The 16,601-nt window shown below is 44.9% G+C and carries 16 protein-coding genes; 8 read left to right on the top strand and 8 right to left on the bottom strand.

All coding sequences use genetic code 11. The annotated features are described in order from the left end of the window. Positions 1-70: 70 nt before the first annotated feature. Entirely contained in the window at positions 71-1,261 is a 1,191-nt protein-coding gene (gene tuf / locus ACAM37_RS02555; protein ID WP_007117403.1) for an elongation factor Tu, read from the top strand. 163 nt (positions 1,262-1,424) lie between these two features. Here tuf and ACAM37_RS02550 read toward each other — a convergent pair whose 3' ends face one another. Beyond that, positions 1,425-2,093 (bottom strand): c-type cytochrome, encoded by a 669-nt coding sequence (locus tag ACAM37_RS02550; RefSeq protein WP_099808361.1) that lies wholly within the window; start codon positions 2,091-2,093, stop codon positions 1,425-1,427. Between the two features lie 489 nt (positions 2,094-2,582). On the opposite strand from ACAM37_RS02550, the gene yihA reads away from it, so the two are divergent. Continuing rightward, the gene (yihA, locus tag ACAM37_RS02545; RefSeq protein ID WP_264755010.1) at positions 2,583-3,284 is read left to right on the top strand and encodes a ribosome biogenesis GTP-binding protein YihA/YsxC; all 702 of its coding nucleotides are present in this window, start codon (positions 2,583-2,585) and stop codon (positions 3,282-3,284) included. 3 nt (positions 3,285-3,287) lie between these two features. Here the strand turns inward: yihA and ACAM37_RS02540 are convergent, their stop codons facing one another. Continuing rightward, on the bottom strand, positions 3,288-4,907 hold the full coding sequence (locus tag ACAM37_RS02540) for a M48 family metalloprotease (RefSeq protein ID WP_369626468.1): 1,620 nt from the start codon (positions 4,905-4,907) through the stop codon (positions 3,288-3,290). A gap of 287 nt (positions 4,908-5,194) precedes the next feature. On the opposite strand from ACAM37_RS02540, the gene ACAM37_RS02535 reads away from it, so the two are divergent. The 4 genes from ACAM37_RS02535 to thiS all read left to right on the top strand — a co-directional run bounded on the left by ACAM37_RS02535 (position 5,195) and on the right by thiS (position 7,450). Further along, positions 5,195-5,557 carry a sulfurtransferase TusA family protein gene (locus ACAM37_RS02535; RefSeq protein WP_369626467.1) on the top strand — a complete coding sequence of 121 codons (363 nt, stop codon included), beginning with the start codon at positions 5,195-5,197 and terminating at the stop codon, positions 5,555-5,557. A gap of 74 nt (positions 5,558-5,631) precedes the next feature. Then, positions 5,632-6,828: an RNA polymerase sigma factor RpoH gene (gene rpoH / locus ACAM37_RS02530; RefSeq protein ID WP_369626466.1), complete on the top strand. Its 1,197-nt coding sequence runs from the start codon at positions 5,632-5,634 to the stop codon at positions 6,826-6,828. Between the two features lie 5 nt (positions 6,829-6,833). Next, entirely contained in the window at positions 6,834-7,202 is a 369-nt protein-coding gene (locus ACAM37_RS02525; RefSeq protein ID WP_159676581.1) for a DUF423 domain-containing protein, read from the top strand. A gap of 47 nt (positions 7,203-7,249) precedes the next feature. Continuing rightward, on the top strand, positions 7,250-7,450 hold the full coding sequence (gene thiS / locus ACAM37_RS02520) for a sulfur carrier protein ThiS (protein WP_060995472.1): 201 nt from the start codon (positions 7,250-7,252) through the stop codon (positions 7,448-7,450). A 56-nt stretch (positions 7,451-7,506) separates the two neighbouring features. Here the strand turns inward: thiS and ACAM37_RS02515 are convergent, their stop codons facing one another. Both ACAM37_RS02515 and ACAM37_RS02510 read right to left on the bottom strand, forming a co-directional pair. Then, complete coding sequence (locus tag ACAM37_RS02515; protein WP_369626465.1) at positions 7,507-8,745, bottom strand: cation:proton antiporter; 1,239 nt, start codon at positions 8,743-8,745, stop codon at positions 7,507-7,509. Positions 8,746-9,081: 336 nt separating this feature from the next. Beyond that, complete coding sequence (locus ACAM37_RS02510) at positions 9,082-10,839, bottom strand: RNA polymerase factor sigma-54 (protein ID WP_369626464.1); 1,758 nt, start codon at positions 10,837-10,839, stop codon at positions 9,082-9,084. Positions 10,840-11,067: 228 nt separating this feature from the next. Between ACAM37_RS02510 and ACAM37_RS02505 the strand changes: the two genes are divergently transcribed. After that, a complete protein-coding gene (locus tag ACAM37_RS02505) occupies positions 11,068-12,105 on the top strand; it encodes a nitrilase-related carbon-nitrogen hydrolase (RefSeq protein WP_369626463.1) in 1,038 nt (345 codons plus the stop codon). A 17-nt stretch (positions 12,106-12,122) separates the two neighbouring features. Beyond that, complete coding sequence (locus ACAM37_RS02500; protein WP_096489230.1) at positions 12,123-12,581, top strand: cyclic nucleotide-binding domain-containing protein; 459 nt, start codon at positions 12,123-12,125, stop codon at positions 12,579-12,581. Positions 12,582-12,666: 85 nt separating this feature from the next. Here the strand turns inward: ACAM37_RS02500 and ACAM37_RS02495 are convergent, their stop codons facing one another. The 4 genes from ACAM37_RS02495 to lptM form a co-directional block, all read right to left on the bottom strand. After that, positions 12,667-13,701: a tyrosine recombinase XerC gene (locus ACAM37_RS02495; RefSeq protein ID WP_369626462.1), complete on the bottom strand. Its 1,035-nt coding sequence runs from the start codon at positions 13,699-13,701 to the stop codon at positions 12,667-12,669. 24 nt (positions 13,702-13,725) lie between these two features. Next, positions 13,726-14,658: a diaminopimelate epimerase gene (gene dapF, locus ACAM37_RS02490; RefSeq protein WP_096489232.1), complete on the bottom strand. Its 933-nt coding sequence runs from the start codon at positions 14,656-14,658 to the stop codon at positions 13,726-13,728. A gap of 214 nt (positions 14,659-14,872) precedes the next feature. Continuing rightward, entirely contained in the window at positions 14,873-16,180 is a 1,308-nt protein-coding gene (gene lysA, locus ACAM37_RS02485) for a diaminopimelate decarboxylase (protein ID WP_472826321.1), read from the bottom strand. Continuing rightward, positions 16,170-16,481: an LPS translocon maturation chaperone LptM gene (gene lptM / locus ACAM37_RS02480; RefSeq protein ID WP_369626461.1), complete on the bottom strand. Its 312-nt coding sequence runs from the start codon at positions 16,479-16,481 to the stop codon at positions 16,170-16,172. Before lptM ends, lysA begins: the two co-directional genes overlap by 11 nt. Positions 16,482-16,601: the final 120 nt, after the last annotated feature.

Below are 16,601 nucleotides of genomic sequence, written 5' to 3'. Positions count from 1 at the left end.
CCTATAAGCGTTGATAATAAAGTAAATGACCTAAGACATTGGGTTAATATTAACAAAAGAGGATTAAATTATGGCAAAGGCCAAGTTTGAACGTACTAAACCACACGTTAACGTAGGCACCATTGGACACGTTGACCATGGTAAAACAACCCTAACAGCTGCGATTGCGACCGTAGCAGCAAAACACAACGGTGGTGAAGCCAAAGACTACGCGTCAATTGACTCAGCCCCTGAAGAAAAAGCCCGTGGTATCACCATCAACACCTCACACATTGAATATGACACCCAAGCACGTCACTACGCACACGTAGACTGTCCTGGCCATGCTGACTATGTTAAAAACATGATCACTGGTGCCGCACAGATGGACGGCGCCATCCTAGTCGTATCAGCCACTGACGGCCCAATGCCACAAACCCGTGAACACATCCTACTATCACGCCAAGTAGGTGTACCATACATCATGGTATTCATGAACAAATGTGACATGGTTGATGACGAAGAACTACTAGAACTTGTCGAAATGGAAGTACGTGAACTACTATCAAGCTACGACTTTCCTGGCGATGACACCCCAATCATCAAAGGTTCTGCCCTAGAAGCCCTAAACGGTGGCGAAGGCAAATACGGTGAACCAGCCGTACTAGAACTACTTGACACCCTAGACAGCTACATCCCAGAACCAGAACGTGCGATTGACAAACCATTCTTGATGCCAATCGAAGACGTATTCTCAATCTCTGGTCGTGGTACAGTCGTAACAGGTCGTGTAGAATCAGGCGTCATCAAAGTTGGTGAAGAAATTGAAATCGTTGGTATCAAACCAACCGCAAAAACCACCTGTACTGGCGTTGAAATGTTCCGTAAACTGCTAGACGAAGGTCGTGCAGGCGAGAACTGTGGTGTACTACTACGTGGTACCAAACGTGAAGACGTACAACGTGGTCAAGTATTGGCTAAACCAGGTTCAATCAAACCACACACCAAATTTGACGCAGAAGTATACGTACTATCAAAAGAAGAAGGTGGTCGTCACACCCCATTCTTAAATGGTTACCGTCCACAATTCTACTTCCGTACCACTGACGTAACTGGCGCAATCCAATTACCAGAAGGTACAGAGATGGTAATGCCTGGCGATAACGTTGAAATGAACGTAGAGCTAATCCACCCAATCGCAATGGACCAAGGCTTACGCTTTGCAATCCGTGAAGGTGGCCGTACTGTAGGTGCGGGTGTTGTTGCTAAAGTTAACGACTAATCGTTAGTAAGCACACAAAAGAGTCACTTCGGTGGCTCTTTTTTTATGCGTAAGCTTTTGTTAACCAGTTAATTTACCAATAAAATTCATTAGGGGTTTAGGTCATTTTAGACAATAAAAAAAGCCAAGCGCTAAGCTTGGCTAAATTATACCTCAATAGATGCTAGTGTAGACCGCTGATATAGTCAGACAATACTTTGATATCGTTATCCGATAATTTTGAGGCTACGATTTGCATCATGCCTTTATCGCCTTTTTTAGCGGCATCATTCACACGCACTTGTGATGGGTCGGTCACCTCGTCTTCACGACCTGCCGCACGGAATAGTTTTAATTGGGTCGCGATATAGGCTGAATGCTGACCCCCAATACGTGGAAAAGCGGCTAAATCGTTACCATTGGCTTTACCACCATGACAGCCTGCACAAGGAATCACACCGCGCGTGCTATTACCACCATAATACAATTTTTGTGCCACGGGAGCGTAAGCAGGATTGGCATAACCTACCCCCCAACGTGGTTGGCTTGCATAATAACCTGCCACATTTGCCATGTCTTGGTCATTCAATTTTGCCACTTGCGCTGACATGATAGGATTGACACGCGCGCCTGATTTGAATTCGGTTAGCTGTTTATAGAGATACTTAACGTTTTGTCCGCCAAGGTTAGGCTGTGCAGGAACACTACTAACACCATTGACGCCATGACAAGCACCACAAACTGATTCAGCAATAACCTTACCTTTGGCAATGTCATATTTTGGTACGGTAACAGCTGCAGAACCGCTTACGCTGGCAATTAAAAGGCTTGCGGCAGTGAGTATTTTTTTCATCGGTAACAATTCCTACTAAAGCGTGTTGGTTATGACTCACAATGAGCTAGCGACAAAGGCATTACTTATAATATCAAAGCAACACCCAGTTATCATCATACATATTTATTGCTTTAACACTGGTGAATGTATCTACTAAGTTACAATATTATAGCAAGACAACCATGCGCTTGTCTGCAAAATTTGTAGGCTACCCTACTAATGAACGCTAATCATATGACTAATACGACATTTAAGTTAGCTAAATAATTTTAAAACACCGAGGGTTTTGTCGATTACAGTGATGGTGATGATTAAAACCATAATCGAATAATTGATATGGCTGATTATTATGCCATAACTCGATAATCATGTAAAAGTCATTTGCAGGTTGGCAAGCGGGTTTCACTACAAAAAATATCTCACAAAACAGCGGTAGCAAGTGCTCAAAATTTTGGGTTATGGGTATTTGCTGATACAATAGCGCTTTAACATTAAGATTATGTGCTGATGATGGATTTTACTAACACCCTTGCGCCGACTGCGATTACTGACGATAGTGATGCGGCAAAACGCTGGTTGCATCAAACCCAATTTATGCTGTCTGCCCCTACCTTCAAACTGTGTCCTGCCGATACGGGTCGCGAAGTTGCTTTTGCTGGCCGCTCAAATGCTGGTAAGTCCTCTTGCATTAATGCATTGACCCAGCAGCGCCAGTTAGCCCGCTCCTCCAAAACCCCAGGTCGCACCCAAATGATTAACTTTTTTAATATGGGCAATTTGGATCAGCGGTTGGTGGATTTGCCAGGGTATGGCTATGCCGCCGTGCCCGAGGCGATGAAAAAAGAATGGCAGTCAGAGCTGGAAAAATACCTAATTTCGCGTAAAAGCCTCGCAGGTTTAGTGCTGCTCACAGACATTCGCCATCCACTAAAATTCTTTGATGAGCAAATGCTACACTGGGCAAAAGATGGTGAGCTTGAGGTTCATGTGCTATTAACCAAAGCCGATAAGCTCAAATATGGTGCTGCCAAAAACACGTTACAGCAAACCCGCAATCAGCTTAATAAATTAAAATTGCCGTTTAGTATTCAATTATTTTCCGCCCAAGATAGGATTGGGCTCGAAGAACTTTCACTGAAACTTGGCAACTGGTTGGCGCTACCCGAGCAGGATGAGCCAACAGATAATGAACCTACGTTAACCATCTAATCGTTAAGAGGGTTTAAACTGATTGGCGTCTTGTACTTGGTTGATTTGCTGGTTCAGCAGTGCCAGCAAAGATTGGTTACTAGGTAGCTGCTTTGCTAACAATTTGGCTTGGGTGAGTGATGTCACCGCGTCTTTTAGCTCATTGCGCCATAACTCGCCATACGCGCGATAGCGTAATGTATTGATGCGATGAATCAGTTGCTCATCGCCGCTACGATGTTTTGCAAGTAGTTGACTGGCTTGCTGCAATCGATCCCACAGCATGACATCACGGGGATTTTGCTTGGATAAGGGTTGAAGTAGCGCTAATACTTGTTGACCACTTTCTGCAGTAGGACGATATTTTAAATAAATATCACTCAGATAGCGTGGCACATCTGTGCGCTCAGGATACACAGAAGCGAGTTGCTGCAATTTAGCGATTGCCACATCGACATTGCCTTGCTGCGCAGCTAACTGACTAAATGTCACGACTGCCAGCGGATTGGCGAGTGTGTTGATGTCCTCGTCAAAATCCTGCATTAAGCTTTGTGCCGCTTTGGGTTGTCCGTTATCGAGATAATAATTAATCAGCGCAAGCTTGGCACCTTCACTCGTTTTTGCCCCTTGTTCCAAATCGGCTTTGTTGACTAGATAGCCATAGTAGCGAGCACGCCACTGGATTTGTTCAAACAGTTGCGCACGCTGCTGTTGAATAGATTGATAACGGTTTGATGCCATATTAGCCTGACTATCACGCTTATAAGTTGCGACTCGTGCCCTTGCTTCACTGATTCTATCTGCGGTGAGCGGATGGCTTAAAATAAAACTGGGAATCAAGGTGTTACTTTTAACAGGGTTTTGTTGGTCTAGGGTGGCAAAGAAACTGGGCATGGCATTGACATCATAGCCCGCTTGGTTCATGATTTGCATGCCAATACGGTCGGCTTCTCGCTCTTGACCGCGGCTATAGGAGGCAGCAGCGTTGGCTGACATCGCCTGAGAGCCTAGCATGACAGCGGCAGCGGCATCACCATCCCCGACTTTGGATGCTGCAACGCCCGCCAAAAGACCGCCTGCCTGCATCAGTAGCTGTTTGGTTTTTTCATCATTGCGATGTTGATAATGGCGCTGGCTGACATGAGCAATCTCATGCGCGACGACGCTCACTATTTCATCCAGACTTTTGGCTTTATCCAATAAACCGACATTGATGCCGATAAGTCCAGACGGTACTGCAAAGGCATTGATTTGCTTGTCATTGATAATCACCAGCCCCATGGGTGCGTTGAGACCCGCCACCGCATTGATTTGCCACACAATTTGTTCAAGCGATTGCTGCAACCAAGGGTCTTTTATCAGCGCTGCATTGCCGTTGATTTGTCGAAGCGCCCACTCACCGACTTGGCGATTTTGCTCGGTATCGATGAGCGCTTGCCCATTGTCCATAGAGGCTAATTGGCTATTGACCTGGGTAGGCTCAGCACTTGCAATCATGACTAGATTAAAAGCAGGCACACTTTGATAGGAAAAGTTATCGACAGCAAGCACGCCCGTTGATAGGGTACTTAATATAGCTACTATGAGCGTTTTTCTTAATAAATAACTAGCAGATAAATAACTAGCAAGTGGATTGATGGGCATGCGCGACCTTTGACAGCGAATTAGCTTAGAATGATGTTTAAAAAAATGGTGTTTAAAAAAAGGTAAATGCTAAATAATACTGCTCAATATACAAATTTCAGCAGCTTTAAAAAGCCAAATTTTGTAATGATATCTTGCTACAATCTACCGACCACTAAGGTAGGGTAAAGGTTAAATTTTCAAAAATATAATCCTAACTTTGATTTATCTCAATCGTCTACACTTGTAATTTAGCCTATAATAACCACCTAACACACTTTGAATTTTCGAGTAGCGATTTTATTACCATGACGGATTCTTCTCAGATTATGCTAAATCCTGCCTTACTCTCAGATGACGCTTTTTGCCAAGATTGGGGATTGTTTCGCTCAGGCGAACATAACAATCTCAACATCAATGCTCAAATTGAGCACTATGTAAATGGTAAAGGACTCGCCTGCCCGATGCCGCTGCTTAAACTTAAAATGGCACTAAAAAAGACTGCGTTGGGTCATGCAGTGTATGTGACTGCAACCGACCCTAACAGCAAGCGTGACATCGCAGCTTTTTGTCAACACGGCGGATATACACTGGTACAGCAGACATCAATCACACCGTCTGAAAATACAACAGACACAATCTTTCACTCGATCATAACCAAAAGTTGCTAAACGCCTCTTACAAAAAAGCTGGCTTTAGGGCATACTAAATAACAGAAATTAAAGGAAAATTGACAGGCTATTTCATGGCTACAAAGACCAAAACAACGACAATAAAAAAGACTGCCAACGCAAAAAAATCGACCGAGCTTGACGCTAAGCTGGGTGACGACCCACACGCTGCCTTTGATGACATCGACGATGACGAACTCGATGAATTTGACGAGCCAAACTTTGATAGCCCAGACTTTGATAGCTTAGATGACGACGATATTGACCTTGCACAGCTCCCTGATAGTTATGATGACTATGATGAGTTGGTGGACGAGGCTGATGACGACTATGATGATGAGTTTGTTGAAAAACCACGAAAGACTGCATCGCGATCCCGTCAAAAGAAAGCCATGACCAATGCGCTTGTTCCTACCATGCCGACTGCGTTATCTGCACCTGGGGTAAATTTAGGCGCGTATATCAATGCGGTTCATCAAATTCCTATTTTGACGGCAGAGCAAGAACAGGAGCTAGCGCATCGCTATACTGACGAAGGGGATGTAGAAGCAGCACGGCTGCTGGTTATGTCGCATCTGCGATTTGTGATTCACATTGCGCGCAGCTACTCTGGCTATGGCTTGCCACAAGGCGATTTGATTCAAGAAGGCAATGTCGGTTTGATGAAAGCAGTGAAACGTTTTGACCCAAACAAAGGTGTGCGTTTGGTGTCTTTTGCCGTGCATTGGATCAAAGCTGAAATCCATGAGTTTGTGATTCGTAACTGGCGTATCGTCAAAGTCGCAACCACCAAAGCGCACCGCAAGCTATTTTTTAACTTGCGCTCACTGAAAAAAACCAACAACCAGTTAACGCTCGAAGAAGCCGAAGCGATTGCCAAAGACTTAAATGTTACCGTCAAACAAGTGCTAGAGATGGAAAGCCGTCTGACTTCGTATGATGCATCGTTTGAAGCACAAAGTGATGATGAAGACGAAGGTCGCTATGCACCGCAGTATTTTTTAGAAGATGCGGCTGACCCTGCCGATATGGTAGAAGATGCTGATTGGGAAGAAAATAACAATTCAGCCTTGATGGAAGCGATGGAAGACTTAGACGATCGTTCGCGGGATATCGTACAGCAGCGCTGGCTCAATGAGCAAAAAGCGACCTTGCACGAGTTGGCGGCAGAATATAATATCTCAGCGGAACGGGTACGTCAAATTGAAAAAAATGCCATGGATAAAATCAAAGAAGCCATGCTAGCCAATACCCATTTGCAGTTGGATTAACTGTCATGAATTGGCTAAGTATTGGCGCGATAAATATGGCAGTGGCGGTCGCCTGTGGGGCTTTTGCGGCACATGGGCTTAAACCACGTTTGTCAGCCGAGCAAATGGCTTGGTGGCAGACGGGTACACAATACTTTTTTTATCACGCGCTTGGGTTATTGATTGTTGGTATGTTATTGCGTATAAATCTCACATCGCCTACTATCGCGTGGGTGATGCAACTGGGTATTGTGCTTTTTACAGGTTCGCTATATTTAATGGCTCTAGGTATGCCACGCTGGTTGGGGGCAATTACCCCGATTGGCGGCACGCTGTTTATTATTGCATGGATTTGGCTTGCGATCAGTGTTGCTAAGCACACTTCATCAGTTTAACCCTATTTAACCATGACAGAAAGCGTAACAAAACAGGAAGCGAAATAATGCCACAAGTGACTCTAAATGGTGACGTCAAACAAACGTTACATCAAAATCTCTTACAACTATTGGATGAAATGGGGCAAACCCAAGGTCGTTTTGCTGTTGAAATCAACGGTGAATTGATTCCAAAAAGCCAATTGGCAAATGTCACCTTGCAAGATGGTATGAACATTGAAGTGGTGCAAGCGGTGGGTGGTGGCTAATCTTAGCAGCGTAAAAAAAGCGGGTAACTTACCTGCTTTTTTGTTTTTGCATTCGACTAATTTTTGGTCATGGCTAATAAACGATTGGCGGTTAACCCATGTAAAAACACCGACATTGCAATCATTACCACACAAATCACCCAAATTTTTAGCGCTTCATCACTGGTAAATACGCCTTTATTCATCGCATAGGCGATATAATACAATGTACCAATCCCGCGAATGCCTAGTCCTGCCGTTACCCAGCGTTCATTGCGACTCATCCCCAGTTTACCTAGACTAAAATAACCTACGATGGGACGTATCAAAAATATAAACGCCAAACATATCACATACACTTGCCAGCTAAGAGTAACATCACTCGCTAACGCCTGACCCACGAGCAGTCCCAAGAATACCATCACGAGCGACATCAGCAAACCTTCAATTTGCTCAGCAAAATCATGCAAGCCTTCATGATATTCATGTTCACATTCTGAACGCCGAAAAGTTAAGGCCGCCACAAATACTGCAATAAAACCATAACCATGCACAAACTCTGTAATGCTATAAGCCAGTAACATCAAGGCTAATACCATATAACTTTGCTCGACTTTATCCGGATGTGTCTTGGTAAATAGCCAATTTGCCAAAAACTTACCAACACAGTAACCCGCAGCCACCCCTGCAATGATTCGCCATAACACGTCATAGCCCAACCAATGCAGCCAATCTTCTGCACCAAAACCCTGATTGAGTGACACTGCCGTAGCAATCGCTACGGCTAAATACACGAACGGAAATGCCAGTCCATCATTGAGACCTGCCTCTGACGTGAGGGTAAATCGGGTCACATCTTCCTGTCGTTTGGAGTTGGGTGGACCGACTTGGATGCTTGCCGCTAGTACAGGGTCGGTTGGCGCCAGCACCGCACCGAGCAAAATAGCCGCTGCCATACTGAGTCCAAAAATATAATGCCCCATCAATGCCATCGCGGCGATACCCACTGGCATCACAATCACCAACAGCCTTAAGGTCGGTTGCCATGTTTTCCAATTGAGCGGACTATCAAGTTTGATACCACAACCGACCAATGAAATCAGCACCACCACTTCTGTAACTTTTTCGATAGGAACGCCATAATTAAGCGGATTAATTCTAGGCAACCCCATAAAAAAATACCCTAGCAGTGCGCCAAAGGTAATTTGTATCATAGGCAAGGATAGCGAAAGCTTGCGCGGTAGTACAGGAAAGAATGCCCCGATTAAAAACGCCAACCCTAAAAAAAGTAAAATCAAATTATAGTGTTCAAGCATACCCGTGTACCAAGAGTAAGTTGCTAAAAGAGCCTTGCAACTTGGTTTATATCATTTTGGTTTATATCACTTCAAATAACTGGGAGTAAAAATAGTTGCTATTGAGCAATTATTGCTAAGCCACGTTACTGCGTAAAAGGTTTATCCCTTATGAATCTATTATGCAAAAAGGTGGGCATGCCATCAACCATTGCTGTTTAGCAAAATACCAAGAGATTTGTTAACAGTTCGAGCGTTGAGTTAAATTTGAAAGTTGAGTTATATTTGACGGCTTAGTTAAATTTGAGAATTCAGCTAGAAAAGATTTTGACTGACCATCTAATCACAACATTGCGGTCAAAACCGCACTTTACGCTGCGTGGAAGAACCGATGTTCATACCTTCCCGGTATTTGGTCACGGTACGACGGGCAATATCAATGCCTTTATCTTGCAAATGCTTCATAATACTACTATCAGATAGCGGTTTTTTGGGGTCTTCTGCCTCAATCATTTGCTTGATCATCGCGCTGATAGCGGTTGAAGAGACACCTTCACCCTCATCACTACTGACTTGACTTGAAAAGAAATATTTTAGGCTAAATAACCCTTTGGGGGTAAGAATGGTTTTGCTGGTAGTAATACGAGAAACGGTTGACTCATGTAAGCCGACTTCATCTGCCACATCTTTAAGTACCATCGGCTGCATTGCCATGACGCCTTGCTCAAAAAAAGCCTGCTGACGTTTGACGATACAGGTTGCAACTTTTAGTAGATTTTGATTACGCTCTTCGATACTACGGATAAACAGCCGCGCATCATACAACTGCTCTTTTAGATAAACGCCTTGCTCGCTGTTGTCATTGCGATTGACAAGCTTGGCATACACTTGGTTAATACGCAGTTTTGGCAAAGTCTCTGGGTTTAAGCTGACTTCCCAATGCTGTCCACGCTGCACGACAATGACATCAGGAATGTCGTAGCTTTCAATGCCATTATCTAGCTGGCGCTGTGATTTTTCATAAGACAGTGCAGGATTGGGGTTTAATGTGCGCAATAAGGCAAGCGCAGGCTGAATCTCAGAGACGTCGAGATTGGATGATTTAAGCAGGGCATTGATGTTATTGTTGGCAAAAAATTCTGAATGCATCAAGATTTGCTTGGCTGCTTGCCAAGAGGGAGTATCACTCGGTAATTTATTTAGCTGAATCAGCAAGCATTCTGCCAAATTTCGCGCACCAACGCCCAGTGGCTCGCAGTTTTGTATTTGCTTAACCACAAGTTCAATGTCTTCAAGCGCCAAGTCCACGTTTTCAACTTGATAAAATGACAACATGGTATCAAAACTTTGAAATAGCTCATCATTTGATAACGTGATAAAACCGCGCTCGTCCATGCTATCAATCAGATACTCCGCCATCAGCATATCAATGGTGGAGAGCCGTCTTAAATTTAGTTGCCAACGGACATAATCTTGAATATTTCCTTGCGTAGCAAGCTTATAATCATCCTGACTGTTTTCGCTATCAATGCCAGTGGCTGCCGAAGATTCATAGCTATAGATATCATCCCACTGTGCATCCACCGGCATATCGATTTGCTGGCTGCTAAGATGCTCGCTACTATCAATGCCGTCTAAGCCAAATTCCTCATCATAGCGATAATCGCTGTCTGCATAACTGTCACTATAACTATCACTTGCATACTCATGCACTGCCGAGGGTTCACTGTGCTCGGGATAATCTTGGCTAGCAGAAGCAGGATAAAAATCATCCGACGCTAGATAATCTTCCAACACCTCAGTTTCATGGCGGTTATAGTCATCCAAATCAGCTTCAGACAACTCAACACCTTCTACTTGATAGTCATCATCGTCATAGTCATAGTCGTTATCCATGTCTTGTTTTGGATAGTTTTCGCCATCGGGTAGGTTATCGGCGTCGTCATAAGACGTCTCCCACTCTTCTTCACGCTCAAGCAGGGGGTTGCTATCGAGTTTAAGCTGCACTTCTTGTTCAAGCTCAAGACTCGATAATTGCAGCAAGCGAATTGCCTGCTGCATTTGCGGGGTGAGTGTCATCCCCGTCGTTAGCTTTGCCCCAATACCAATTTTCATAACGCGTTTTTTTAAGCCTTACTCTAATGAGGTTAGTTTAGATGGTGTGTCTATGGTGTGTCTATGCTCTGCTAGGTTGCTAGTTTAGTATTGTTTCAACAAGATATGCTAGTATTTTTTGACATTCAGCCGTATATTAATTATCTGCACTTAGCTTAACTGTGCTTAGCTTTACTTAGCTTCAGTACCCACAAATTTTCCTAAATTTTTTGCTTACGAAATCACACCATGACAAAACTGAAAAAATTTGCGATTGTTGAACTCAATAGCCAGACCGATATCTTAGCAAATCTTCAATCTATTGAATTAGGTATTAAAATTGCCAGTGAACGCGGCACCCGCATGGTGATTCTACCAGAAAACGCTTTTTGTTTTGGCAAACAAGGTTTTGCCAGTCAATATTTTGATGCCTTAAAAGCTTGGTCGGCACAGGCTGCCCGCCACTATGGTGTGTATCTGCTGGCAGGTACCTTGCCCTGCCCGTATCGACCTGACGGTACGCCTGTGGCTGATGGCAAACTTCGGCAAAGCTCACTATTATTTGACCCTGCTGGCGACTGCTTAGCGCGCTATGACAAAATTCATTTGTTCAAAGCCACCGTCAATGATAGCACAGGCAACTATGATGAAGGTAGAACCTTCGAAGCCGGTAATGAGCTCATTGTGGCGGATACCGAGTTTGGCAAAGTCGGCATGATGGTATGTTTTGATATTCGTTTCCCCACCCTTGCGGTCAAACTACGCGAACTAGGCGCAGATATATTGACAGCGCCTTCGGCGTTTACTTACCAAACAGGTAAAGCACATTGGCATGCGCTACTCACCGCAAGGGCGCTCGATAGTCAATGCATGGTCATTGGCGCAGGTCAGACGGGTGACCATGTCGTCAATCCCTCAGCGCCTAGCAAAGTACGCAGCACTTGGGGGCATAGCGAATTTATCAGTAGTGATGGTGAGCGCGTTTTCACCCAAATAACCGACGCAGCAAATGATGCAGCAAACGATGCCGTAACCCGAGATGTTGATATCACCAACAATTTAGCTAATTTACCTTTATCTGCCAAAGCAGCAAGCTGGCTGCCTAAGTCAGATAGTCGCCCCGAGCTTGACAAAAATGCTGTCCAAAATACTAATAAAACAACCCTATTACAGCAAGCGCCGAGCGTGATTTTTGCCGACTTTGATGCGGATGCGCAGCAAATAACTCGGCAGAATATTGCGTTGCTCGAATGTCAAAAATTGACTATCATGGCAAATAATATCTAACGACCCTGAAGCGAAAAATGGATAATCCACTTTTTGAATATTTAAAGAATAGCCCAATTTTTAGCCGTCTTGATCCTTATATGTTTCAAGTGGTCGAAAACTCACTACATTTTAAACAGTTGAGTCCGCAAGAAGTGTTATTTACGGAAGGCGAGCATGGCGATTTTATGGCGTTTTTGCTGATTGGTGAGCTATCAGTCATTAAATACAGCCCTTCAGGGGCAGAAATTAAAGTCGGGGAGATTCGGGCGGGCGAAAGTACCGGTGAAATGGCACTGTTAGATTTACTAACTCGCTCCGCTACCATTAAAGCCGCCAGCCTGTGTGCGCTTGTCACCTTGTCTCGAGCTGATTTTGAGCGACTGTTATCAGATTATCCTCGTATCGGTGTTGAGATCCTGCGTGGCCTAGCGATTATCTTGAGCCTTAATCTTCGCCGTACTTCTGAGCATTTGACCCGCGCGGTAAATGCTTAAGATGGCTAAGGCTGATGTGGCTGGGCTCAAGCTTAATATTTTTTTCATGTTTAATATTATTGCTTAACCTGCCTATTATTGTGCGCTATCGCCGTGAGCGTGGATGCGCTTTGTCATACACTTGCGATAAATGCCCAAAATCCAAATGGGTATAAATCTGTGTGGTACTGATATCACTGTGCCCTAGCAGTTCTTGAACGCCACGCAAATCACCACTATCACTTAAAATATGTGACGCAAAACAGTGTCTAAGTAGATGTGGGTATAAATCTTGTGCGATACCGGCACGTTTGGCCTGTAGCTTGATACGCAGCTGCACGGTGCGTGTTGAGATACGCGTCCCATAACGCTCACTGACAAATACCGCAGGGTCTTGCTCTTCCACCCATAGCGAGCGATGCGGCAAATAGTTGATGAGTGCCTGCCAGGCTTTTTCGCCAATTGGTACGATGCGCGTTTTTCCACCTTTACCGAGTACTCGCAACAGCCGCTGTGATTTGTCGATATCAGACATATTAAGTCCCACGAGCTCGCCGACCCGTAAACCACTGCCATACAGCAATTCTAGCATGGCTTTATCGCGAATCCATAGCCGCGCTTCATGGCTATCTTCTGGCGCAGCTTGGTCTAATAACTGTGATAATACATCGATATCAAGTAACGTGGGCAAGGGTCTCGGGGCGCGTTTAAGGCGTATGGTTGTGGTGGGATTTAGTGTCATCAGCTGCTGAGCAATCAACCATTTATAAAGTTGACGCAACACGGTCAGTTCATATTGACTACTGGATTTGGATATTTTATCGACATCCAATCGGCGAATTAGGAAGTCTGATAATTGCTGACGGGTGATGTGACAAAGCGCGGTATGTTGCTCATAGCAATACGCCAAAAAAGGCTGTAGCGCTTGGCGATAACTTTTGATGGTCGCTGCGCTATAACGCTTACTGCTTAGCTCAGCCAGCCAGCGATCTACCAAAGCTTGGTCATCCGTGTTGAGCGGAGTCACTTCCTCATGCGGCGTTAAGTGCGTGGGCAAATCATCGTTTGCTGATTTGCCTACACGGTTGCCCTTTTTCCCTTGACTATTTTTCCCTTGACTCGGGATACGGCTAGTTGGCATAGTGTCGGTTAGCGAGGTTGGCTGCTATTCATGGTAAGGATGTCCCTCATCTGAGCGATGTTCCTCACTTGATTGTGCCGGCGCAAATTTCAGCCCCGCACCTGCCATCAAACCCTCAGGACTAAACACCCCTTCATACACAAAGGTGGCAGGACCCGTCATATACACAGGATAGCCTTCTTGCCACCGAATCACCAAACTGCCACCATACAACTGGGCTCGAATATCCACGCCTTCATCTAGCCAGCCTTCACGCACCCCTGTCGCAACGGCAGCACACGCGCCCGTGCCACAAGCTTGCGTTTCGCCCACGCCGCGCTCATACACACGTAGCCGGATATGGCGATTATTCATCACCTGCATAAACCCAACATTGACGCGCTCCGGAAATGCAGGGTGGCTCTCAATCGCTTTACCGAGTTTTTCCACCTCTGCTGTCAATACATCATCCACTTTGATGACGGCATGGGGATTGCCCATATTCGCCACATAGAGTGTCACAGGCGTACCATCCACATTTAGCCGGTATGAGTTTTGAACTTTAGTAATGGTTTTGGGGGTAAAAGGAATCTCATCGGGCTCGAATTTTGGTTTTCCCATATCCACTTTTACCCAGCCATAATCATCGGTGCTAAGGGTGATAATACCGCTGGCGGTTTCCACCCGAATACGCTGTTTAAATGACAATTTACGCGCCTGCACAAAGCGGGCAAAACATCTAGCGCCATTGCCGCATTGCTGCACTTCGCTACCATCTTTGTTAAAAATACGATAGCGAAAATCGACATCAGGGCGGCTTGGCGGCTCAACAATCAGCAACTGGTCAAAGCCAATGCCTAAGTGTCTATCCCCTAACAACGCTACCAACTCTTTGGTCAAGTGAAGTCGCTGTGTGACTAGGTCAATGACCATAAAGTCATTCCCCAGTCCATGCATTTTGGTAAATTCAATTAACATTGTTATTCCTTAAAATTATTTTGATTTATGCACGCTATCTTATCATGATAGCTGATTTTTTATAAGGTAATTGAGGAACAAAAAAACCTTAGCAAGTCAAGCAAATTTGGGCTCGGTTACTAAGGTTTTGGTTTCAGTTTCTAAGGTTTTGGGCTCAGCGGGACAAATAAGGCTTAGCGTTGCCAGCAAAGCCAGCAAACCTTATAGGATAGATTTAATCTACCAATTTTTCTTTTTGCCAAAGGCTCTCAACCGTTTCACGCTCGCGAATCACATGAGCGTGACCATCTTTGACCAAGATTTCACAAGCACGAGGGCGGCTATTGTAATTGCTCGACATTACAAACCCATACGCCCCTGCGCCTGTGATGGCTAGGATATCATTGTCAGCCAACGCTAACACACGGTTTTTTGCCAAAAAGTCGCCCGTCTCACAAATCGCCCCGACCATATCCCATACTTTGGGTTCAACCGGTGAGTTCAACTGTGTGGGGATGACCGCCATCTCTGACTGATAAAGTGCCGGACGAATCAAATCATTCATCGCGGCATCGACAATGGCAAAATTTTTGTGTTCGGTAGGTTTTAAAATATCCACGCGGGTCAACAATACACCTGCATTGGCAACGATACTACGACCTGGCTCTAGATACAGTGTTAAGCCTAAAGTTTTCAGTTTTGGTAAGAGTAACTGCGCAAATTCTTCAATACTTGCAACGTCTTCGTCAATATACTGCACACCCAAGCCACCGCCCAAATCAATATGCTCGAGCGCAATACCTTGCTTGGCAAGTGCGTGAATCATCTCAATGACTTTATCCAATGCATCCATAAAAGGCTGAACTTGGGTTAACTGCGAGCCAATATGGCAATCAATACCGACAACTTTTAGGTGCGGTAGGTCATGGGCAATTTGGTAGATACGGGGCGCATCTTCATGGGTAATGCCGAATTTATTTTCTTTGAGCCCTGTAGAGATATACGGATGGGTTTGCGCGTCGACATTGGGGTTGACGCGTAGCGAAATTGGCGCTTGCTGCTGTAGTTTGCCTGCCACTGCATTGATACGGTACAGCTCAGCTTCTGACTCGACATTAAAGCAAGCAATCCCTACTTCAAGGGCAGTGCGGATATCTTCGGCGGTTTTGCCAAGTCCTGAAAATACGATTTTTTTGGGGTCGCCGCCTGCAGCCAACACCCGCGCAAGCTCGCCCCCTGTAACAATATCAAACCCTGCCCCTGCTTTGGCAAGTGCGTTTAATACCGCAAGGTTACTATTGGCTTTTACCGCATAACAAATCTGATGCTCAATCTCAGCAAAACTATCATCATAAGCTTTATAGGCTGCCAAAATCGCCTGCTGACTATACACATAGGTCGGTGTGCCGAAGGTCTTTGCGATATCTGCAAGACTGACGCCATCCATCATCAAGGCATTACCGTCATAACTCAGACAATTGCTTGACTTGACGTGTTCGGTCGGGTTGATTGCTAAGCTTTTGGCTGCATCATTAGTAATCATTTTTACCTCCAACCGATGGCACAGATGGCACCGATGGCGTGGTCGCTGAGTGAGGCGCTGATTGCGGTGCTGGGGTTGCGTTATTGTCGATCATGACGTTGGGATCTTGGGTGTTGACATCGACTTTGGTATCAGAGGCATTGGCAGTGGTGCTAGTGGGTTTGGCGGCAGCATCGACTACTTGTTGGCTATGGTTGGTGGGTAGGTACAATGCCCCTTTTTGCCCACATCCTGTCAGCACATGGGTTGCCAACATCAACGTCAGCACGGCGATTGTTGGGGATAGTTTTGAAATTTGCATGAATGCCCTTAATTTTAAGAATAAAATAAGTGTAAAAATAAAATTTGCGATGGGGTTATTGTAGCTGTTTTTGCGTTTTATAAGCAATTATCTCACCTTATTTATCACCTTACTAAAGAT

Origin of the sequence: Moraxella sp. K23, assembly GCF_041154765.1 — a bacterium.
GTDB classification, from domain to species: domain Bacteria; phylum Pseudomonadota; class Gammaproteobacteria; order Pseudomonadales; family Moraxellaceae; genus Faucicola; species Faucicola tetraodonis.
The sequence above is the reverse complement of the archived record's forward strand: the minus strand, read 5'-3'. Positions and strand labels throughout refer to the sequence as shown.

Bases quoted from the DNA above. Each gene is read 5' to 3' on its own strand.
- ACAM37_RS02550 (WP_099808361.1), bottom strand. From the start codon at position 2,093: ATGAAAAAAATACTCACTGCCGCAAGCCTTTTAATTGCCAGCGTAAGC.
- ACAM37_RS02495 (WP_369626462.1), bottom strand. From the start codon at position 13,701: ATGCCAACTAGCCGTATCCCGAGTCAAGGGAAAAATAGTCAAGGGAAA.
- ACAM37_RS02540 (WP_369626468.1), bottom strand. From the start codon at position 4,907: ATGCCCATCAATCCACTTGCTAGTTATTTATCTGCTAGTTATTTATTA.
- ACAM37_RS02500 (WP_096489230.1), top strand. From the start codon at position 12,123: ATGGATAATCCACTTTTTGAATATTTAAAGAATAGCCCAATTTTTAGC.
- ACAM37_RS02515 (WP_369626465.1), bottom strand. From the start codon at position 8,745: ATGCTTGAACACTATAATTTGATTTTACTTTTTTTAGGGTTGGCGTTT.
- ACAM37_RS02510 (WP_369626464.1), bottom strand. From the start codon at position 10,839: ATGAAAATTGGTATTGGGGCAAAGCTAACGACGGGGATGACACTCACC.
- tuf (WP_007117403.1), top strand. From the start codon at position 71: ATGGCAAAGGCCAAGTTTGAACGTACTAAACCACACGTTAACGTAGGC.
- ACAM37_RS02505 (WP_369626463.1), top strand. From the start codon at position 11,068: ATGACAAAACTGAAAAAATTTGCGATTGTTGAACTCAATAGCCAGACC.
- lptM (WP_369626461.1), bottom strand. From the start codon at position 16,481: ATGCAAATTTCAAAACTATCCCCAACAATCGCCGTGCTGACGTTGATG.
- dapF (WP_096489232.1), bottom strand. From the start codon at position 14,658: ATGTTAATTGAATTTACCAAAATGCATGGACTGGGGAATGACTTTATG.
- rpoH (WP_369626466.1), top strand. From the start codon at position 5,632: ATGGCTACAAAGACCAAAACAACGACAATAAAAAAGACTGCCAACGCA.
- yihA (WP_264755010.1), top strand. From the start codon at position 2,583: ATGATGGATTTTACTAACACCCTTGCGCCGACTGCGATTACTGACGAT.
- ACAM37_RS02535 (WP_369626467.1), top strand. From the start codon at position 5,195: ATGACGGATTCTTCTCAGATTATGCTAAATCCTGCCTTACTCTCAGAT.
- ACAM37_RS02525 (WP_159676581.1), top strand. From the start codon at position 6,834: ATGAATTGGCTAAGTATTGGCGCGATAAATATGGCAGTGGCGGTCGCC.
- thiS (WP_060995472.1), top strand. From the start codon at position 7,250: ATGCCACAAGTGACTCTAAATGGTGACGTCAAACAAACGTTACATCAA.
- lysA (WP_472826321.1), bottom strand. From the start codon at position 16,180: ATGATTACTAATGATGCAGCCAAAAGCTTAGCAATCAACCCGACCGAA.